The following is a 19,032-nucleotide window of genomic DNA, read 5'->3' as shown; positions in this document are numbered from 1 at the left end:
GCTTCCTCCAACGGCTGCTCACTGGGCGCCTCCCGTCCGCGGTACCACCGGAGCCGCGACCAGGTTCTGGACGTACGAGTCGAACCAACGGCCGTTGCCGAGGGTGTTGGTGAAGACCCGCACATAGGGCGCGAGGAGCTTGATGCTCCGGTCCAGGCTGGATTGGTTCCGTTCGAGCATCTCCACCACACGGTTCAGGCCCTTGAGCGCGGGGCCGATCTCCTTGTCGTTGTCCTGGACCAGGCCGGAGAGCTGGATGCCGAGCGCGGCGGAGCTCTTCAGCAGTTTGTGGATGGCCTCGCGCCGCTTACTGATCTCCTTGAACAGCTTGTCGCCGTCCTTGACCAGGGTGGTGAAATCCCCTGAGCGGTCGGCCAGGACATCCGTCACACCGTTCGCGTGGTGGAGCAGCCGGCGCAGCGCCTTGTCGCGGGAGGCCACCGTCCGGGAGATCTGCGACAGGCCCTTGATGGACGCCCGTACCTCCGAGGGGGAGTCCTCGAAGGTGAGGGAGATGGTGTCCAGGGCCTTCGCCACGCGGTCGGTGTCGACCTTCTCCGTGGTGGTGGTGAGGTCGCTGAAGGCCTGTACGACGTCGTATGCGGGGACCGTGCGGTTGAGCGGTATCTCGCTGCCGGGCGTCAACCGGCCCCGGCCGCTGGGGTGCAGTGCCAGATACTTCGCGCCGAGGATCGTCTTGACCCGGATCGACGCGCCCGTCTCGGGGCCGAAGCCCGGCTCGCCCTTGATCTTGAAGGTGACCTTGACGTGGTCGCCGTCCAAGTCGACCTCCTCGACCTTGCCGACCTTGACCCCGGCGATCCGCACCTCGTCGCCCGGCTTGAGGCCGCCCGCCTCCGCGAAGGCCGCGCTGTATGTCTCGCCGCCGCCGATCAACGGCAGGCGGTCGGCGTTGAACGCGGCCACGGCCAGCAGCGCGAGGGTGGTGAGGCCGACGGCGCCGATGACGACAAGGTTGCGTTCCCGGAAGGGGCCGAGGCGCGGCCGGCGGAGCCGTATCTTCGGCAGCTTGGGCGGCTCGACGCGCACTTTGAACAGCGGCTGCGGGCGGCGCGGGCGGGGCTTCCGGCGCGGCAGGAGCCGTACCTTCGGCAGCCGTATGCTCGGCAGCTTCGGTGGCTCCACACGCACCTTGAACAGCGGCTCCGGGCGCTTCTTACGGCTCATGCCCCGCACCTCGCCCTCGCCACGTGCAGATCGGGCGTAAGCACCTGCTTCGTCTTCGGCAGCACGATCCGCCCGTCGAAGTCACACAGGTAGAAGTTGAACCAGGAGCCGTAGGACGCCGTCCCCGTCAGCTCGCCCAGCTTGTTCGGCAGCCGCTTCAGGACGCCCTCCACGGTCTTCTCGTTGTCGTTCAGCGTTCCGGTGAGCTCGGTCAGCTCGGCGATGTCGTCCTTCAGCGGCGGACGCGCGTCCTTGAGCAGCCCCGAGGTGGCCTCCGTCAGATCGCCGATGTTCACCAGCGACTGCCCGATGGGCTTGCGGTCGGCGGACAGGCCCGAGATCACCCGCCGCAGCTGCTTGAGCAGCCCGGAGAAACGGGCGCCACGCTTGTCCAGCGTCCCCAGCAGGGTGTTGAGGTTGTCGATCACCGAGCCGATCAGCTGGTCACGGCCGGCCAGCGTCGAGGTGAGCGACGCCGTGTGCGTGAGCAGGCTGTTGACCGTGCCGCCCTCGCCCTGGAGGGTCCTGATGATCTCGGTGGCCAGCTGGTTGACGTCCTTCGGGCTGAGCGCGGCGAACAGCGGCTTGAAGCCGTTCAGCAGGGCGTTGAGGTCCAGCGCCGGCTGCGTGCGCGACAGCGGAATCGTCGCGCCGGGGCGCAAGCGGGTGGTGCCGTCACCCGTGCCCTCGGTGAGCGCGACGTACCGCTGCCCGACCAGGTTGCGGTACCGGATGACCGCGGCCGTGCTGGTGAGCAGCGGCCGGTTCCGGCTGACCGTGAAGGTGACCTCGGCCAGCGTCCGGTCCTTGATCCGGATGCCCTCCACCTCGCCGACCCGCACCCCGGCCACCCGGATGTCGTCGCCCTCCTCCAGGCCGGTGACGTCGCTGAAGACGGCCCGGTACCGGTGCTCGGGGGTGAAGGAGATGTTCACGATGGTGGCGGCCAGCAGGGCCGTCGCCATCACGGTCACCACCGCGAAGAGGCTGAACTTGATCAGAGGAGCTGCCGTCTGCCTCATGCCACACTCACCGCCGTCCCGCGCGCCAGCGGCCCGAACAGCAGCGTCGCCACCGGCGGCACCTCGTCGGCGGGCACGCCCAGGACCGGGGCCACGAGCGAGCCGACCGCCCGCTGCTCGGCCCGGGTGGCGGACACGCCCAGCGGGCCGCCCGAGGACGAACCCCCGGGCTTCGAACCGTCGTTGAGGTGAGCCCCGGGCGCCGGCACCGGAGGATGCGGCAGATCACGGCAGTCGGGACCCGACCGCTCGCCGTAGTGCGGCTCCTCGCCCGGCTCGTATGCCCCCTGCGGCCGTACGACCTCCAGAGTGATGTGCATCTTTCCGCCCCGGAACGCCTCCTCCGAGGCCTTCTCCTGCCGGACCAGACCGGCCAGCAGACACGGGTACTCGGGGGAGTAGCGGGCGAACAGCTCCAGCGTCGGGCGCGAGACCTGGCCGAGGGTGATCAGCCGGTCGCCGTTCGCGTCGAGGAAGTCCTCCGCCGTGCCCGCGACGGTCGCCGTGGCCTTCAAGGCTGTCGCCAGCCGGTCCTTCTGCTCGACGATCGTGCGGCTGGTGGTGACGGTGTTGCGCAGGATGGCCATCAGGTCGGGCGCCGCGTCGCCGTAGATCTCGGCGACCTCGGCGAAGCGGGCGATGTCCTCGGTGAGGGACGGCAGGTGGGGGTTGAGGCGGCGCAGGTAGGCCTCCAGGCGCGTGAGGTTGTCGCCGATGCGGTCGCCGCGGCCCTCCAGGGCGGTGGCGAAGGCGGCGAGCGTGGCGTTGAGCTTGCCGGGCTGGACCGTCCGGAGCAGGGGCAGCAGGTCGTTCATCAGCTGCTGCAACTCGATGCCGACACGGGTGCGGTCCTGGGTGATGACGTCACCGGCGCGGATCGGGCGAGCTGAAGAGGACCCGGCGCCCTCGGGCGGAACCAGGTCGACGTACTTCTCGCCGAACAGCGTCTTGGGCAGCAGCCGCGCGTGCACATCGGCCGGGATGTACGCGATGTGCTCCGGCTTGAGCGCGATGTCGAGTCGCGCCTTTGTCCCGTCCGCGTGCACCTCACGCACTTCACCCACCAGCAGTCCGCGCAGCTTGACGTCGGCCCGCGGATCGAGCTGGTTGCCGAGGCTGTCGGCCTCCAAGGTGATCCGTACGACCGGCGTGAACGCCTGCCGGTAGACGGCGACCGACAGCCCCAGCAACAGTGCGAGTACGGCGATGAAGACGATGCCGTACAACCGCAGTCTCAGCACGCGCACCCTCATACGGCGGCTCACCCCGCGATCCGTACGGTCGTGTTGGCGCCCCAGATCGCGAGCGACAGGAAGAAGTCCAGGACGTTGATCGCCACGATCGAGGTCCGCACCGCACGGCCCACCGCCACGCCGACGCCCGCCGGGCCGCCGCTCGCGTAGTAGCCGTAGAAGCAGTGCACCAGGATGATCAGGACGGCGAAGACGAGCACCTTGCCGAAGGACCACAGCACGTCGACCGGTGGCAGGTACTGCTGGAAGTAGTGGTCGTAGGTGCCGGCCGACTGGCCGTAGTAGCCGGTGGTGATGGTGCGGGCGGCCAGGTACGAGGACAGCAGGCCGATCACATACAGCGGGATCACCGCCACGAACCCGGCGATCATCCGCGTCGTCACCAGGAACGGCAGCGAGGGCACGCCCATGACTTCGAGCGCGTCGGTCTCCTCGCTGATCCGCATCGCGCCCAGCTGTGCCGTGAAGCCGGCGCCGACGGTCGCCGAGAGCGCGAGCCCGGCCACCAGCGGGGCGATCTCCCGGGTGTTGAAGTACGCCGAGAGGAACGCCACGAAGTTGGAGGTCCCGAGCTGGTTCAGGGCCGCATAGCCCTGGAGGCCGACCTCGGTACCGGTGAAGAAGGACAGGAAGGCGATCACGCCGACCGTGCCACCCACCACCGCGAGCGCGCCCCGGCCGAAGCTCACCTCGGCCAGCAGCCGCAGGATCTCCTTCTTGTAGCGGCGCAGGGTGCGGCCCGTCCACGCCAATGAGCGGCCGTAGAAGGAGAGTTGAGTGCCCAGCGCTTCGAGAGAGCGCAGAGGTCGATCGAGAAGTCTCATCGGTTAACCCCTCTCAGCCCCTCTGTGGGACGACCTGGAAGTACACCGCGGTCATCACGAAGTTGGTCACGAACAGCAACATGAAGGTGATGACGACTGACTGGTTCACGGCGTCGCCCACGCCCTTCGGGCCGCCCTTCGCGGTGAGCCCCTTGTACGAGGCGACGATCCCGGCGATCGCACCGAAGACGAGGGCCTTGACCTCGGCCGCCCACAGGTCGGAGAGCTGGGCGAGGGTGGTGAAGGAGGCGAGGTAGGCGCCGGGGGTGCCGTTCTGAAGGACGACGTTGAAGAAATAGCCGCCCGCCACGCCGACCACCGACACCAGGCCGTTGAGCAGCACCGCCACCAGCATCGACGCCAGCACGCGCGGGACGACGAGGCGGTGGATGGGGTCGATGCCCAGCACCTGCATCGCGTCGATCTCGTCGCGGATCTTGCGCGCCCCGAGGTCGGCGCAGATCGCCGTGCCGCCGGCGCCCGCGATCAGCAGCGCGGTGACGATCGGCGAGGCCTCGCGGAGCACGGCGAGCACGGAGGCGGCACCGGAGAAGGACTGGGCGCCGAGCTGCCGGGTCAGACTGCCGATCTGCAGCGCGATGACCGCCCCGAAGGGGATGGAGACCAGGGCCGTCGGCAGGATCGTCACGCTCGCCACGAACCACGCCTGCTGGATGAACTCCCGTGCCTGGAACGGCCGTCGGGGGATCGTCCGGACGACGTCCAGCGCCATCGCGAACAGGCTCCCCGAGTGCCGCAGCGCTCCGATCGGTGACAGGCTCATGCGCCGGCCACCGCCTTCTGGTGCAGCGCGGCCTCACGCCGGGCGATGGCCTCCCAGCGGGGCGGCCGGGGGATACCTGGGCCCGGCAGCAGGCGGGGAGTCAGGGGCTGACTGCCGGGAGACCGGGTGGATTTGTCGCCATCGCCGAGGGCGGCCAGCTCCTGCTCGACCTGCGCGGCGTCCTTCTCCTCCGCCATGCCGATCGGGCCCTGCATCCGGCCGTTCAGGAACTGCCGTACGACAGGCTCGTTGCTGGTCAGCAGTTCCTCGCGCGGCCCGAACATCACCAGCTCGCGGCGGAACAACAGCCCGATGTTGTCCGGTACTTGGCGGGCCGAGGCGATGTCGTGCGTGACGATCAGGAAGGTCGCGTCGATCTGGGCGTTGAGGTCGACGATCAGCTGGTTGAGGTAGGCCACGCGGACCGGGTCGAGGCCCGAGTCGGGCTCGTCGAAGAGGATGATCTCCGGGTCGAGCACCAGGGCGCGGGCCAGTCCCGCCCGCTTGCGCATCCCGCCGGAGATCTCGCCGGGGAGCTTCCCCTCGGCGCCGATCAGCCCGACCATGTCCATCTTCTCCAGCACGATGCGCCGGATCTCGCTCTCGGACTTACGGGTGTGCTCGCGCAGCGGGAAGGCGATGTTGTCGTACAGGTTCATCGAGCCGAACAGCGCGCCGTCCTGAAAGAGCACGCCGAAGAGCTTCCGCACCTCGTACAGGTCGTGCTCGCGGAGCCTGGTGATGTCCCGGCCCTGGATCGTGATCGAGCCACGCTCCGGCTTCAGCAGTCCGACGAGCGTCTTGAGGAACACCGATTTGCCCGTGCCCGAGGGGCCGAGCATGACCGATACCTCCCCGGCGGGCAGCGTCAGCGAGACGTCCTGCCAGATGACCTGGTGACCGAAGGACTTGGTCAGCCCTTCCACACAGATCTCGACACCCATTCGGTCCGCCCTTCAGCCGTGGAGCAGCTCTGACATCTGCTCTACGGGGAGGGAGCGGGCGTCCGTCGCTCAGGTGGCGAATTTTTTTCGGGCGGGTTTCGGGTGGCTACGGAACGGGTGCCAGGGTGGGCATCTCGGGAGGCTCAGGGACGTCGGGCACATCCGGAGTCTGTGGTACGCCCGGCACATCCGGAGTCTGCGGTATGCCCGGCATATCCGGGACCTCCGGCGTTGCCAGCACCGGCAGTGGGGGCACCGAGACCGCAGGCACCGGCACTTCCGGTACTTCCGGTACTTCCGGTACTTCCGGTACTTCCGGAGCTTCTGGCAATGACGGCACGGACAGCGGCCGGAACGGTTCTTCCGACGGTGACCCGGCCGCCCCGCGCTCGGCCGCCGTGGCAATGGGCCGGTTCCCCTGGGGAGTACTGCCCGCAGCGCTGCCGTCCGGCCGCAACGCCTCCACACTCGGCGAGGCGACGGCGGGCCGCGGAGCCGTACCGTTCCCGCCCTCGCCCCCGCCCGCGTCGAGGGTGTACGGCAGCACGAACCCCGCCACCGCCAGTGTCGCCGCCGTCGAAGCCACCGCCGCGGCCTGCACCTTGCCACCGCCGCGCGGCCGCCCCCACCCGATGAGGAACAGGGCGAACCCGAGCGTGGCGGCCAGCGACTGCCGCAGCGTTCGCCGGGCCCGGGCCAGCAGCGACTCGACGGTCCGGTAGCTCAGACCCATCCGTACGGCGACCTGGCCGACGTCCAGGTCCTCCGACTTCAGCCGCAGCGCCTCGGCCTGGCGCGCGGGCAGCTCGCCACTGCGCACCGCGAGCCACTTCGCCTCTGCCCGGTCGCACACGACCTCCTCGACGGGCACGGGGCCGGGCGAGACGAGGGTAGGGCGGGTGCGGACCTCGGCCTCTCGGTTGACCTGCCGGTAGCGGTCGACGCAGAGCCGCATCGTGACCGTCGTGAGCCACGCCGCGAGCCGCTCGTCGTCCAGCTCGGGGCGCTCGGCGGCGCGCAGCATCGCCTCGTGCACCGCGTCCTCGGCGTCCTCCGCACTCATCGACCTGCGCCGGGCCACCTTGAGCAACTGCTCGCGGTGGCTCCACATGCGCTGCCAACGGTCGTCGGAGGCTTCCATCTCCGCAGGCGTGTCCGTCGCCATGAGGGCCCCTTCGCGCTCATCCACCAGTGTCGTTCCGACCGGCGGGGCGCGACACTACCGCCCAGTAGCGGCGGCTGTGGAGGGGGCGGCGGGCATCGATTCCGCGCTGTTACTGGTCAGCGGGCCGTCGCCGGGGAACAGGCCGTCAGCGGGGAGCTCGATGTCCGGGGCGGGCAGGGGGAGTTGCGGTTCCTGTGTGTCCTCGGGGGCGGCGACCGGACGGGACGGGGTGGGGCCCGATGAGGCGGGGGGCGACGCCGGACGGGAGGGGGTGGCGCGCGGAGGGGCCGTCGGCGTCGGTGCCGGTGTCGGTGAGGCACCCTTCGGCTTCGAGGCCGGGCGCGACGACTCGCGGCGGCCGTCCGGGGAGCCGGTGGAGTTGTCCGGCACCACCCGGGTCCCTCCCAGGAAGTACGCGTACCAGGCCCTGACCGTGCGCAGATACGCCGCCGAGTGGTTGTAGCCGAGGATCGCCCGGTCGAGGTCGGCCGGGTCGGACAGATCCCGCCCGCCCGCGCACAGGTAGCGCCCGGCGGCGAGCGCCGCGTCGAACACGTTGTTCGGATCCATACGCCCGTCACTGTTGCCGTCCGCGCCCCAGCGGGCCCACGTCGACGGGATGAACTGCATCGGCCCGACCGCGCGGTCGTACGCCGTGTCCCCGTCGTGGGCGCCGCCGTCGGTGTCCCGGATCAGCGCGAAGGCCACGCCGTCGAGCCGGGGCCCAAGGATCGGCGTCACGGTCGTACCGTCGCCGTTCACCCGCCCACCCCGCGCCTGTCCCGACTCCACCTGACCGATCGCGGCGAGCAACTGCCACCGCAGCCGGCAGCCGGGAGCCTCACGCGAAAGCCGCTCCTGCGCTCGCCCGTAGGCGGCGAACACGCTCGCGGGCAGCGCGGCGCCCGCCTCCGCCGGGGCCCCACCACCCTCCCGCTTCCCGGTCCGCAGCGGCGGCAGCTCGGTGCGGTACGGGGTGTCGCCGGAGACGCTCGATCCCTGCTCGGCCGGCGTCCGCCCCGGTACCGGCACGGAGGCCCGCGCCGGGGCCGCCCCCGGCGCCTGTGACGCGGTCAGCGCCGCCATCGCCGCCAGCGCGGCCGCCGTACCACTGACGCGTCTGCCCCTGTGCCCTGCCACGTCCTGCTCCCCTCCCTGTGGACTGCTGTCGTCTGCTCTACGGGGCAGGGCGGCGGGTCCGTCGCAGGGGGTTGCGCAGTCCGTCACAGGGTTTGGGTACCTGCCGCTACGGCGGTTTCCGCACCCCGCTCAGCGCCTCTTCCGCCCGCTGGTCGACGATGTGGGTGACCAGGTGCTGGGCCGCTCCGAAGACGATCGACCAGCCGAGGATCTGTGCGGAGCTGTCGAGGTTGCTCAGGCCCGGTACGAAGGCCCCTTTGATGAGCAGGATTCCGGCGACGGCGGACAGCGCGCCCATGGGGAACTTCAGTACCGCCGCAGCAAGCGGCAGGCGGAACTCGTACTGCGTGGCGTGGTCCGGGTGGATCCGGCGCATCGCCGTGACCACGGTCAGGGCCGCTCCGACGAGCCCCGCGAACTCCACGGTCAGGACGTCCCGAGGCTCGGCGAAGCTGCCGGTGACGACGTCCGTGACGGCGAGGGGCTCGGCCATCGGGGGCGGGCCCACGGGAGGGACCTCGTATTCGCCGGTGGGGCAGACCACCCTGTTGCCGGGCGGCTGGGGGCGGAAGCACAGATCCACGGTCTGCTCGTCGGTATGACCCCACACCGCAAGTGCGACCAGCCCCAGCGTCACCGCCCCCGTGAGGTTCCAGAGCAGGTCCGCCAAGACGCGTATTCGCCTGTGTTTGCCGCCCAGGGATGCGTAGGCGAAGGTGAGCGCCCTGACCAGCGTGCTCCGCTCCTGATCCGTGAGGGGCCCGTCGCCGGTCTTGACCCCCTTGGCGATGTCTTCAACGGCCTGCCGCTGAGGGTTGCCCTCCGAAAGGTTCCGTCGCGCCATGCCCAGGATTTCGGGAATTCTCGCCCGGACCTCGTCATCGGACGCGAGGGAGAGCAGGTCGGTATCGGCGGCGCGGACGTTCGACCAGACGCGTTCCAAGGTGCCGGATCTGCGTCGGAACTTCGAGGCGTCACGGCACGCTGCCTCGGCTTCATCGAGATGTTGCCTCGCTCCGTCGAGCACGGCCCGGCGCCGCCCGCCGTCGTCCTCCGTGACACGGCACTCTTCTTCGGCGAGCTGGGTTCGCAGACGGGTGATCACGGTCAGCGGCAGCTCTCGCCAAGGCGCGAGATCCTTCCTCTGCCGCGTGGACATTCGGGCCTCCGTGGCTTTCCTCGTGAAACTCCAGTACGACACGACCGGGGCCCGCACGACGAGGCAACCTGCTCCCTCCGGGTGACAAGCCGAGGACGTCACCGTTCCGGCCTATTCCGGGAAGCCAGAGTTCCGGGCTTCCGCTACTCAGGAGGAGTGGACCCCGGTGCGATGGAGGCAGACGTGGACGGCAACAGCAGGCTTCCCCTCGTCTACGTCCGGGGCTTCGCCGGCGGCACCCGGGGCATCGACAAGGCCGTCGACGACCCCTTCTACGGCTTCAACGAGGGCTCCGTCCACGTCCGCGTCGGCGCCCACAACCAGCCGCTCTTCCACCAGTTCGAAAGCCCCCTGCTGCGCCTGCTGCGGGAGGAGGGCTACGAACTCCTCGTGAAGGGAAACCAGGCGGCCTACCTCGCCGAACACACCGGGATCCCCGCCAACACCGTCTGGATCCACCGCTTCTACGACCGCTCGGCCACCACCTGGGGCGGCAGCCCGCAGGAGTACCAGCTGGAGGACGCCGCCGCCGACCTGCTCGACCTGATCGACCGGCTGCGCGAGAAGACCGGCGCCCCCGCCGTCATCCTCGTGGCCCACTCCATGGGCGGCCTGATCTGCCGCTGCCTGCTGCAGAAGATCCTGCCCGACCGGGGCCGCGGCGCCGACTGCGTCGCGAAGTTCTTCACCTACGGCACCCCGCACGGCGGCATCGCCTTCGACCTCGGCGGCGGGATGCTGGAGCGGGTCCGGGACACCCTCGGCATCCAGGGCGCGGACATCTTCGGATCCCGGCGGATGTACGAGTACCTCACCCCGCAGGCGCTGACCGACCCCGACGGCCCGCCCGAGGGCTGGGACGCCCGCGAGCTGCCCCAGGGGCCGGGGACGCTGCCCGTCGAGCGGGTCTTCTGCCTGGTGGGCACCGACCCGGCCGACTACGACGTCGCCCTCGGACTGTCCTCGAAGGCCGTCGGACCGCACAGCGACGGGCTCGTCCAGATCGAGCGGGCGTATGTGCCGGGCGCCCACCGGGCCTTCGTGCACCGCAGCCACAGCGGGCGCTACGGCATGGTCAACTCCGAGGAGGGCTACCAGAACCTGCGGCGGTTCCTGTTCGGGGACACCCGCATCGAGGCGTCGCTGGTCGACCTCCGGCTGCCCGCCGACGGGGACCTCGTGTGGCAGGCCGAGGCGCGGCTGTCGGTGCGCGGGCTGCCCGTGGTGATGCACGAGCGGCTCGCGGCCCACTGGTGCCCCATCCAGCTCGACGGGCAGCAGGCGTCGGTGTCGCTGGCCACCACCTTCCTCAACAGCGGCCTGCGGACCGACGCGGACGAACCCATGCGGTTCATCCTCGAACTGCGGCTCCTCTCCCTGCGCGAGCGGCGCGGCATCCTGCACCTCGGCGACCACCTGGAGCACAGCGCCGACTTCGCCGACACCCTCGTCATCGACGTCGGCACACCCGAGGCCGGCCCCGGCATCTGGGCCACCTGGAACTCGGAGATCGAGGGCGCCATCCGCGACCACCACGTCGCCGGAGCGCCCCGCGCCGACGAGGACCCCACCCCCGGCCGCTGGGTCGCCCACATCCCGCTGCCCGCCAGCGCCGCCCCGCTCGTCGGCGCCGGCGCGAGACTCCGGCTCGTCGCCACGCCCTGGACGTGAGGCCGACGCGACCTGATCGGCACTTACTTGCCTCAGGCAACCCGCAGGTAGAGTGGCCGTATGCCGAAGCCGCCGTCGACCGACGCGGTACCGGATGTCCTGCTCGTCGTCGGTGAGCCCCGTACGTCCGAGCCGCTGGCCGCACTGCTGGAGCTCGCCGGCTACCGGACCGTGGCGGTGGACCGCGCCACCGACGCCGGTCCTCTGCTCGCCGAGCGCCGGTTCGATCTGGTCATCCTCGACGTGACCCTGTCGGACACCGACACGCTCCGGCACAGCCGCCGTCTCCTCGCCCCCGACCGTCCGGCCGTCCTGCTGCTCACCGGGGCCGGTGAGTTCCTCGGCAGCCTCCCCGGCGGCGGACCCGGCACCGACGGACAGCCGGGGGCGCCCGGCCGGGTCGCCGAAGTCCTCGCGCGGGCACGGCAGTTGGTGCGCAGCGAGGAGCCCGCCGGATGGGACGGCGCGCTGCGCTACGGCGACCTGGTGCTCGACGACGCCACCCGCCGGGCCCGGCGTGCCGAGCGTGTCATCGAGCTCACGCCCGCCGAGTACCGGCTGCTGCGCTGTCTGCTGGTCAACGCCGACCGGGTGCTGTCCAAGGAGCAGATCGGCCGGCACGTCTGGGACGACCCGCCGACCGACGGCGCGATCGAGCGGCTCGTCTCACGGCTGCGCCGCAAGGTGAACGGCGAGCGGACCGCGCTGATCCACACCCGGCGGGGCTTCGGCTACTGGCTGGGCCGGCCCATACAGCCGTAAGGCCTTCCGGTCGGTGTGCCCTGGGTCACATTGATCACGTGTCCGGGATATGTCTGGGACCTGTCAGCCCGGTTCGCTTCACTGACCCCGACTTCCCCTGTCCCGGCCCTCCCGCGGCCGGCCCCCACGACCGAGGAGAGCGCACCCATGCCCGAGCCGCAGGACGCGAGGAAGGACCTGGAGGCGGAGCTGGACTTCGACCCCGAGGCCCTGCGCGCCAAGTACCGCGCCGAGCGTGAGCGCCGCATCCGCCCCGACGGCAGCAGGCAGTACCAACAGCTCGCCGGCGAGTTCGGTGCGTACGACGAAGACCCGCACGCCGACCCGGAGTTCACCCGTGAGCCGCTGCACGACCGGGTCGAGGCGGTGATCGTCGGCGGCGGGTTCGGCGGGCTGCTCGCCGGGGCGCGGTTGCGTCAGGCGGGCGTACGCGAGATCCGGGTCGTCGAGAAGGGCGGGGACTTCGGCGGCACCTGGTACTGGAACCGCTACCCCGGTATCCACTGCGACATCGAGTCGTACATCTACCTGCCGCTGCTCGAAGAGCTCGGCCACGTCCCGCGGTGGAAGTACGCGCCCGGCGAGGAGATCCGCGAGCACGCGCGGGCCGTCGCCCGCCACTTCGGCCTCTACGACCACGCCTGCTTCCAGACCCAGGTCACCGAACTGCGCTGGGACGACGCGGAGTCGGAGTGGATCGTCGGCACCGACCGCGGCGACCGGATGCGGGCGCGGTACGTCATCGTCTCCAGCGGCACCCTCAGCGAGGCCAAACTCCCCGGCATCCCCGGCATCGAGACCTTCCGCGGGCACACCTTCCACACCAGCCGCTGGGACTACGACTACACCGGCGGCGACGCGAACGGCGGCCTGACCGGCCTCGCCGACAAGCGCGTCGCCCTCATCGGCACCGGCGCCACCGCGATCCAGGTCGTGCCGCACCTCGGGGCCGACGCGCAGCGGGTGTACGTCTTCCAGCGCACCCCGTCCTCCGTGGACGTCCGCGGCAACCGGCCCACCGACCCGCAGTGGGCGAAGTCCCTGGAGCCGGGCTGGCAGCGGCGCCGCAGGGAGAACTTTCTCAAGGTCGTCACCGGCGTCCGCGCCGACGAGGACCTGGTGGACGACGCCTGGACGTCCACCGCCCGGCTCCAGGAGAAGCTCATCCCGACCAACGCCTACGCCGACGTGCCCGCCGAGGAGCGCGAACTCGCCTACGAGATCGCCGACTTCCAGAAGATGAACGAGCTGCGGGCCCGCGTCGAGGCCACGGTCGAGGACGCGGAGACCGCCGAGCGGCTCAAGCCCTGGTACCGCTACATGTGCAAGCGGCCCACCTTCAGCGACAGCTATCTCCAGACCTTCAACCGGCCGGGCGTCACCCTCGTCGACACCGCCGACACCCACGGCGTGGAGCGGATCACCGAGAACGCCGTCGTGGTCGGCGACCGCGAGTACGAGGTCGACTGCATCATCTTCGCCACCGGCTTCGAGGTCGGCGTCTCCGGAGTGCTGTCCGGGCGGCTGCCGGTGTACGGCAGGGGCGGCGCCGATCTCCTGCGGACCTGGATGAGCGGCGGCCCGAGGACCCTGCACGGGTTCTACAGCCGGGGCTTCCCCAACCTCTTCCACCTCGGCCCGCTGCAGAACGCCTCCGCTGTGAACTACGTCCACATCCTCGACGAACAGGCCGCCCACGTCGCCGAGGTCGTCGCCGAGGCCCGCAGGCGGCAGGCGCGGCACGTCGAGCCGACCACCGAGTCGCAGGACGCCTGGGTGGCGACGATCCGCCGGAAGGCCGCCGACCTGTACCCGTTCCAGGCCGAGTGCACCCCCGGCTACTACAACAACGAGGGCAGGCCGAGGGAGCGCAGCGAGTCGTACGGCGACGGTCCGGTCGCCTTCCACGAACTGCTGCGGCGCTGGCGCTCCGAGGGCGGCCTGCGCGAGGTGCTGGCGGAGGACGAGGCATGAGCGCGAGCAGGTACGGCTCGCCGGGCAACCCGCCTGCCACCAGCGCCCGTTGGACCGCCGAGCGGCTCAACCCGCCCAGCCGGCTGTGGGGTTCCAACGGCGTCGCGTTCGGACCCGACGGGCGCCTGTACGTCGCCCAGTTCCTCGCCGCGCAGGTCAGCGCCGTCGACCCGGCCACCGGGGACGTCGAGGTGGTCGTACCGATGGACGGCCCCGTGCAGTCCCCGGACGACCTCGCCTTCGGCGCGGACGGCTCGATGTACATCGCCGATCTGGTGCCGGGGCGGGTGTGGCGCCGCGGTCCGGACGGGGAGTACACGCTCGTCTCGGACGACGTGGCCAACCCCAACGGCATCACCTGCGTCGGCGACCGGCTGTTCGTGAACGAGATGAAGCCCGACGGCCGCCTGATGGAGCTCTTCCCCGACGGCCGCGACCCCGTGGTCCTCACCGAAGGGCTCGCCCTCGGCAACGCGATGCAGCTCGGCCCCGACGGCCACCTCTACTACCCGCACATGATGAGCGGCCCGAACCCGCTGCTCACCGGCCAGGTCTGGCGGATCCCGCCGGACGGGGGCACGCCCGAGGTGGTCGCCGACGACGTCCACCAGCCGGTCGCCGTGCGGTTCGACCAGGGCGGGGTGCTGCACGTCCTGTCCCGGGGCGCCGAGGGCATCGTCACCCGGATCGACCTGCACGGCAGCGGCTCGCGAACCCTGGTCACCAGCGGGGTCGTCGGCCTGGACAACGCGGCCTTCGACGCCGAGAACCGCATGTTCGTCTCCAGCTACGCCAGCGGCGGCGTCACCGAGATGCACCCCGACGGCCGCACCCGCGAGATCGTGCCGCGCGGACTGGACGGACCGTACGGCGTGACGATCGACCTCGGCGGCCAGGTGTACGCCGCCGACCACTACCGCGTCGCGAGCCCTTCGCCGGCCGGCATCACCACCCACGCCCTCCTCCCCTTCGCGCACGGCATCGCCGCCGAAGGCGAACTCCTGCACCTGACCTCGCAGTTCGGGCAGATCCAGACGTACGACCCCCGGGACGGGACCACGCGGGAGAGGGCGGGAGGTCTGCGCCGGCCGCTCGGCATCACGGTCGCGCCGGACGGCTCGCTCGTCGTCGCCGAGTCGGACGCGGGGCGGGTGGTGGCCGTCGACGGGAACGACGCCGTCAGCGTCCTCGCGGACGGACTCGACCGGCCCGCGGACGTCACCTTCGACGCCGAGGGGCGCTGCTACGTCAGCGACGAGGGGGCCGGCGCGGTCCTGCGGATCGAGGCGGACGCGGCGCCGACGGTCGTCCTGGACGGGCTCGACGCACCGCAGGGCCTCGCGGTCCTGGGCGACGAACTGTTCACGGTGGAGACCGGGCGGCGCAGACTGCGGGCGGTGTCGCTGACGACGGGGGAGGTCCGCACGGATGCTGAGGACCTGCCGGTCGGGGCGCCGGCGGGGGTGGTTCCGCGTACGGAACCTGCCCTCTTCGCCCAGGGGATGCCGGGGATGGCGCGGCGGTTCGCGGGGCTGGCAGTCACACAGGAAGGGGCGCTGCTGCTGTCGGGGAACGGGGAGGGGACGGTGGTGAGCCTGAAGCCGAGCGATCGGCGTTGCCCCTGACTTATCCGGACCCCGGGCCCAGCGAGCGCTCCCTCACCCGGGACAGATGCCGCGTGAACACCTCACGCGTGTCCGGCGTCAGCGTGCGCAGGGCCACCAACGCCGTGATCACCACGTCGCACAGCTCGCCCTGCACGTCCTCCCAGGTGTGGGTGACCCCCTTGCGCGGGTTCTGACCCGTCGCACCGATCACCGCCTCGGAGACCTCGCCGACCTCCTCCGACAGCTTCAGCAGGCGCAGCAGCAGGCCCTCCTGGCCGCCGACCGGCTGGTCGGCGTCGAGCCAGGTCCACAGGTCGTCGATGGCTGCCCACAGGTCGGCGGAGGTCTCGGCGGGGATGGCCCGATCAGTCATGCGGGCAGCTTGGCACAGGCCCCGGCTACTCCTCGAACAGGGCGTCCTGCCCCTCCAGCGGATCGCCGTCCCCCTTCTCCGGTCTGTCCAGCCTCCTGTTGCGCGCCCCCACCACCAGCGCCGTGACCGCGGCCGTCGCCGCCAGCGCCGTGGGGACCATCCAGCCACGGTCGAAGAGGTGGCCCATGGCGTGGTCGAGGGAGAGCCGGCCGGGGCCCGCCACGGCGATGCCGGCCGCGGCGAGGCCGAGGGTCGCCGCCGTCTCGTAGCCGCCCTCCTGGGCGAAGAAGCCGTTCGGGGCGTGCACCGCGGCCGCCCCCGCCATGCCGCCGGCCGCCGCGGCGCCCGCCAGCGGCGTCGCGAGCCCCAGCGCCAGCAGTGTGCCGCCACCGGCCTCCGCGAGGCCCGCCGCCATCGCGCTGGCCTTGCCCGGCCGGTAGCCGACCTGCTCCATGAACTGGCCGGTCCCTTCGATGCCGTGCCCGCCGAACCAGCCGAACAGCTTCTGCGTGCCGTGCGCGGCCAGCACCCCGCCGGCACTCAGCCGGAGCAACAGCAGACCCAGATCACGTCGGTCGTAAGCACCCACAGCAACTCCCGGAGCAGACAGCAGGGACATATCCCCTCCCGCCTCTCACCGTCGCACCAGGGACACCTGCGCGGCCTGCCTTCGCCGCCGTTCGGGTGGCGGCCCGCCCGGGCCGATGTGAGGCTGACCGGTATGACGATTCAGACGTCCAAACTCAGCGACCCCGCCGTCCGTGCCTTCGTCACCGCCGTCAACGCCCACGACCGCGAGGGCTTTCTGAGCATCCTCGCGCCCGGCGCGACCATGGCGGACGACGGCACCGACCGCGACCTCGCCGACTGGATCGACCGGGAGATCTTCTCCTCGCACGGCCACATGGAGGTCGACAAGGAGTCGAACCACGGGCGCGACCTCGTCGCCAGCTACAGCAACGACGCCTGGGGCGAGATGCGCACCCGCTGGCACTTCGAGGTCGAGGACGACGGCCGGATCTCCCGCTTCGAGACCGGTCAGGCGTAACCGACCCGGGAAGTTTCGCGGAAGCGCTTGCCCTCGTGTGCGCTCCAACTCCTAACGTCCTCGCTCATGGAGACCAAGAGGACTTTGGGACGGACCGGCATCGAGGTCAGCGCGCTCGGCTTCGGCTGCTGGGCCATCGGGGGCGAGTGGGAATCCGCCGACGGGCAGCCCCTCGGCTGGGGCAAGGTCGACGACGAGGAGTCGGTACGGGCGATCCGGCGCGCCCTCGACCTGGGCGTCACCTTCTTCGACACCGCGGACACCTACGGCGCCGGCCACAGCGAACGCGTCCTGGGCCGCGCCCTCGGCAAGCGCCGCGCCGACGTCGTCGTCGCCACCAAGTGGGGCAACGTCTTCGACGAGGAGACCCGCACCCTCACCGGCGCCGACGACTCCCCGCAGTACGCCCGCCGCGCGCTGACCGCCTCCCTGAAGCGCCTGGACACCGACCACGTCGACCTCTACCAGCTGCACCTGTCCGACGCCGACCCGGAGCGCGCCGCCGAACTGCGCGACGTCTGCGAGGAGTTCGTGCGCGAGGGGCTGATCCGCGCCTACGCGTGGAGCACCGACGACCCCGCCCGCGCCGCCGTCTTCGCCCGCGGGGAGCACTGCGCGGCCGTACAGCACGCGGCCAATGTGCTCCAGGACGCGCCCGAGATGTTCGCGCTGTGCGAGGAGCTGGAGCTGGCCAGCATCAACCGCAGCCCGCTGGCGATGGGCCTGCTCACCGGCAAGCGCAGGTCCGGGCAGGCCCTGGAGGCCGGGGACATCCGCAGCCGGCCGCCCCAGTGGCTGCGGGGCTTCGAGGACGGATCCGGCGCCGACCCGCAGTGGCTCGCCTGCGTCGACGCGTTGAAGGAGATCCTCACCAGCGACGGCCGCACGCCCGGCCAGGGCGCCCTCGCCTGGCTGTGGGCCCGCAGTCCGCGCACCGTGCCGATCCCGGGGTTCCGCTCCGTCGCCCAGGCCGAGCAGAACGCGGGCGCGCTGGAGAAGGGGGCGCTCACGGCCGGGCAGCTGACCGAGGTCGACCGCATCCTCGGCCGTTGAACCCCCCGTACGAAACTGCACGGCAGCCGTTCCACGCACCGGTGCGTACCTCGCGGTCCCACGCGAGGTCCACCCCCACCCGGTGTCATGGAACGGCTGCCGTTCCCCCCTCGGTTGTTCGGTCTACGGAAGCACCATGCTCCACATGTGAAGCTCTTGTGCAGGCGAAGTTGAGCATAAGTCGCCTACCGGCACCAACGCAGCGGAATTTCAGATTCCGTTTGTGCAAATTGTGGAGGTCCTCACAGGCCGTCGGATCTCAGCCACGCCCCACGTACGGCATCGCCGTCGCCAGTACGGTCGCGAACTGCACGTTCGCCTCCAGCGGCAGCTCCGCCATGTGCCGCACCGTCCGCGCCACGTCGGCCACGTCCATCACGGGTTCGGGCGCCACCGACCCGTTCGCCTGCAGGGCGCCCGTCTGCATCCGCTCGGTCATGTCGGTCGCCGCGTTGCCGATGTCGATCTGGCCGACGGCGATGCCGTACGGCCGCCCGTCCAGCGACAGCGCCTTCGTCAGCCCGGTCAGCGCGTGCTTGGTCGCCGTGTAGGCCACCGAGTGCGGGCGGGGCGTGTGTGCGGAGATCGAGCCGTTGTTGATGATCCGGCCGCCCTGCGGGTCCTGCTCCTTCATCTGCCGGTACGCCGCCTGCGCGCACAGGAACGCCCCGTTGAGGTTGGTGTCCACGACGTGCCGCCAGGCGTCGTAGGGCAGCTCCTCGACCGGCACCCCGCCAGGACCGAACGTCCCCGCGTTGTTGAACAGCAGGTCGACCCGCCCGAACCGCTCCACGCCGGAGGCGAACAGCGCGGTCACGTCCTCCTGCCGTGACACGTCGGTCCGTACGGCGAGAGCGGCGGCGTCGGGCACCAGCGCGGCCGTCTCCTCCAGCGTCCCGACGCGCCGTCCGGCCAGTGCCACCGACCAGCCCGCGCGCAGCAGTTCCACGGCGACCGCCCGGCCGATGCCGGAGCCGGCGCCGGTCACCACGGCGATCCTCGTGTCCGTTTGCCTGTCATTCATGGGCCCGCAGCGTACGGGACGGTCCGCCATTCGGAACTCAT

Annotated in this window: 18 protein-coding genes; 6 read left to right on the top strand and 12 right to left on the bottom strand. The window is 71.1% G+C overall.

Annotated features, from left to right (window positions below; all coding sequences use genetic code 11):
• Positions 1–18: 18 nt before the first annotated feature.
• The 9 genes from OG254_RS14665 to OG254_RS14625 all read right to left on the bottom strand — a co-directional run bounded on the left by OG254_RS14665 (position 19) and on the right by OG254_RS14625 (position 9,479).
• Positions 19–1,188 carry an MCE family protein gene (locus OG254_RS14665; RefSeq protein WP_405581607.1) on the bottom strand — a complete coding sequence of 390 codons (1,170 nt, stop codon included), beginning with the start codon at positions 1,186–1,188 and terminating at the stop codon, positions 19–21.
• Positions 1,185–2,210: an MCE family protein gene (locus OG254_RS14660; RefSeq protein WP_405581604.1), complete on the bottom strand. Its 1,026-nt coding sequence runs from the start codon at positions 2,208–2,210 to the stop codon at positions 1,185–1,187. The genes OG254_RS14665 and OG254_RS14660 overlap by 4 nt, the downstream gene beginning before the upstream one ends.
• Complete coding sequence (locus OG254_RS14655) at positions 2,207–3,463, bottom strand: MCE family protein (RefSeq protein ID WP_405594993.1); 1,257 nt, start codon at positions 3,461–3,463, stop codon at positions 2,207–2,209. Before OG254_RS14655 ends, OG254_RS14660 begins: the two co-directional genes overlap by 4 nt.
• Positions 3,464–3,471: 8 nt before the next feature.
• Positions 3,472–4,287, bottom strand: a complete 816-nt coding sequence (locus tag OG254_RS14650) for an ABC transporter permease (RefSeq protein ID WP_048584423.1) — start codon at positions 4,285–4,287, stop codon at positions 3,472–3,474.
• Between the two features lie 13 nt (positions 4,288–4,300).
• Positions 4,301–5,071, bottom strand: a complete 771-nt coding sequence (locus OG254_RS14645; protein WP_019757409.1) for an ABC transporter permease — start codon at positions 5,069–5,071, stop codon at positions 4,301–4,303.
• Entirely contained in the window at positions 5,068–6,015 is a 948-nt protein-coding gene (locus OG254_RS14640) for an ABC transporter ATP-binding protein (protein ID WP_405581599.1), read from the bottom strand. The genes OG254_RS14645 and OG254_RS14640 overlap by 4 nt, the downstream gene beginning before the upstream one ends.
• A 106-nt stretch (positions 6,016–6,121) precedes the next feature.
• Positions 6,122–7,180, bottom strand: coding sequence for an RNA polymerase sigma factor (locus OG254_RS14635; protein WP_405581596.1), 1,059 nt, complete (start codon positions 7,178–7,180; stop codon positions 6,122–6,124).
• Positions 7,181–7,234: 54 nt separating this feature from the next.
• A complete protein-coding gene (locus tag OG254_RS14630) occupies positions 7,235–8,320 on the bottom strand; it encodes a lytic transglycosylase domain-containing protein (protein ID WP_405581594.1) in 1,086 nt (361 codons plus the stop codon).
• Between the two features lie 106 nt (positions 8,321–8,426).
• Complete coding sequence (locus tag OG254_RS14625) at positions 8,427–9,479, bottom strand: hypothetical protein (RefSeq protein WP_405581591.1); 1,053 nt, start codon at positions 9,477–9,479, stop codon at positions 8,427–8,429.
• Positions 9,480–9,650: 171 nt separating this feature from the next.
• Here OG254_RS14625 and OG254_RS14620 point away from each other — a divergent pair, with 171 nt between their 5' ends.
• From OG254_RS14620 to OG254_RS14605, 4 genes are all read left to right on the top strand, one after another.
• Positions 9,651–11,150: an esterase/lipase family protein gene (locus OG254_RS14620; protein ID WP_405581589.1), complete on the top strand. Its 1,500-nt coding sequence runs from the start codon at positions 9,651–9,653 to the stop codon at positions 11,148–11,150.
• A 60-nt stretch (positions 11,151–11,210) separates the two neighbouring features.
• Positions 11,211–11,912, top strand: coding sequence for a response regulator transcription factor (locus OG254_RS14615; RefSeq protein ID WP_351187499.1), 702 nt, complete (start codon positions 11,211–11,213; stop codon positions 11,910–11,912).
• A gap of 147 nt (positions 11,913–12,059) precedes the next feature.
• On the top strand, positions 12,060–13,886 hold the full coding sequence (locus OG254_RS14610) for a flavin-containing monooxygenase (protein ID WP_405581586.1): 1,827 nt from the start codon (positions 12,060–12,062) through the stop codon (positions 13,884–13,886).
• The gene (locus OG254_RS14605; protein ID WP_405581583.1) at positions 13,883–15,511 is read left to right on the top strand and encodes a hypothetical protein; all 1,629 of its coding nucleotides are present in this window, start codon (positions 13,883–13,885) and stop codon (positions 15,509–15,511) included. Before OG254_RS14610 ends, OG254_RS14605 begins: the two co-directional genes overlap by 4 nt.
• 1 nt (position 15,512) lies before the next feature.
• Here OG254_RS14605 and OG254_RS14600 read toward each other — a convergent pair whose 3' ends face one another.
• Entirely contained in the window at positions 15,513–15,866 is a 354-nt protein-coding gene (locus tag OG254_RS14600) for a MazG-like family protein (RefSeq protein ID WP_405581580.1), read from the bottom strand.
• Between the two features lie 25 nt (positions 15,867–15,891).
• Complete coding sequence (locus OG254_RS14595; RefSeq protein WP_351187491.1) at positions 15,892–16,455, bottom strand: DoxX family membrane protein; 564 nt, start codon at positions 16,453–16,455, stop codon at positions 15,892–15,894.
• Between the two features lie 132 nt (positions 16,456–16,587).
• Between OG254_RS14595 and OG254_RS14590 the strand changes: the two genes are divergently transcribed.
• Positions 16,588–16,914 (top strand): nuclear transport factor 2 family protein, encoded by a 327-nt coding sequence (locus tag OG254_RS14590; RefSeq protein ID WP_405581577.1) that lies wholly within the window; start codon positions 16,588–16,590, stop codon positions 16,912–16,914.
• Between the two features lie 66 nt (positions 16,915–16,980).
• Positions 16,981–17,967 (top strand): aldo/keto reductase, encoded by a 987-nt coding sequence (locus OG254_RS14585; protein WP_405581575.1) that lies wholly within the window; start codon positions 16,981–16,983, stop codon positions 17,965–17,967.
• A gap of 259 nt (positions 17,968–18,226) precedes the next feature.
• On the opposite strand, the gene OG254_RS14580 is transcribed toward OG254_RS14585, so the two are convergent.
• Positions 18,227–18,991, bottom strand: coding sequence for an SDR family oxidoreductase (locus tag OG254_RS14580; RefSeq protein ID WP_405581572.1), 765 nt, complete (start codon positions 18,989–18,991; stop codon positions 18,227–18,229).
• Positions 18,992–19,032: the final 41 nt, after the last annotated feature.

This window comes from Streptomyces sp. NBC_01092 (assembly GCF_045039535.1).
In the GTDB taxonomy this organism is placed as follows: Bacteria; Actinomycetota; Actinomycetes; order Streptomycetales; family Streptomycetaceae; genus Streptomyces.
Note: the sequence above shows the minus strand (reverse complement) of the source record. Positions and strands in the feature narration are given on the sequence as shown.

Coding starts and splice junctions, on each gene's coding strand:
- OG254_RS14650 (WP_048584423.1), bottom strand. CDS start 4,287: ATGAGACTTCTCGATCGACCTCTGCGCTCTCTCGAAGCGCTGGGCACT.
- OG254_RS14635 (WP_405581596.1), bottom strand. CDS start 7,180: ATGGCGACGGACACGCCTGCGGAGATGGAAGCCTCCGACGACCGTTGG.
- OG254_RS14585 (WP_405581575.1), top strand. CDS start 16,981: ATGGAGACCAAGAGGACTTTGGGACGGACCGGCATCGAGGTCAGCGCG.
- OG254_RS14660 (WP_405581604.1), bottom strand. CDS start 2,210: ATGAGGCAGACGGCAGCTCCTCTGATCAAGTTCAGCCTCTTCGCGGTG.
- OG254_RS14605 (WP_405581583.1), top strand. CDS start 13,883: ATGAGCGCGAGCAGGTACGGCTCGCCGGGCAACCCGCCTGCCACCAGC.
- OG254_RS14665 (WP_405581607.1), bottom strand. CDS start 1,188: ATGAGCCGTAAGAAGCGCCCGGAGCCGCTGTTCAAGGTGCGTGTGGAG.
- OG254_RS14625 (WP_405581591.1), bottom strand. CDS start 9,479: ATGTCCACGCGGCAGAGGAAGGATCTCGCGCCTTGGCGAGAGCTGCCG.
- OG254_RS14620 (WP_405581589.1), top strand. CDS start 9,651: ATGGAGGCAGACGTGGACGGCAACAGCAGGCTTCCCCTCGTCTACGTC.
- OG254_RS14590 (WP_405581577.1), top strand. CDS start 16,588: ATGACGATTCAGACGTCCAAACTCAGCGACCCCGCCGTCCGTGCCTTC.
- OG254_RS14615 (WP_351187499.1), top strand. CDS start 11,211: ATGCCGAAGCCGCCGTCGACCGACGCGGTACCGGATGTCCTGCTCGTC.
- OG254_RS14580 (WP_405581572.1), bottom strand. CDS start 18,991: ATGAATGACAGGCAAACGGACACGAGGATCGCCGTGGTGACCGGCGCC.
- OG254_RS14610 (WP_405581586.1), top strand. CDS start 12,060: ATGCCCGAGCCGCAGGACGCGAGGAAGGACCTGGAGGCGGAGCTGGAC.
- OG254_RS14655 (WP_405594993.1), bottom strand. CDS start 3,463: ATGAGGGTGCGCGTGCTGAGACTGCGGTTGTACGGCATCGTCTTCATC.
- OG254_RS14640 (WP_405581599.1), bottom strand. CDS start 6,015: ATGGGTGTCGAGATCTGTGTGGAAGGGCTGACCAAGTCCTTCGGTCAC.
- OG254_RS14600 (WP_405581580.1), bottom strand. CDS start 15,866: ATGACTGATCGGGCCATCCCCGCCGAGACCTCCGCCGACCTGTGGGCA.
- OG254_RS14645 (WP_019757409.1), bottom strand. CDS start 5,071: ATGAGCCTGTCACCGATCGGAGCGCTGCGGCACTCGGGGAGCCTGTTC.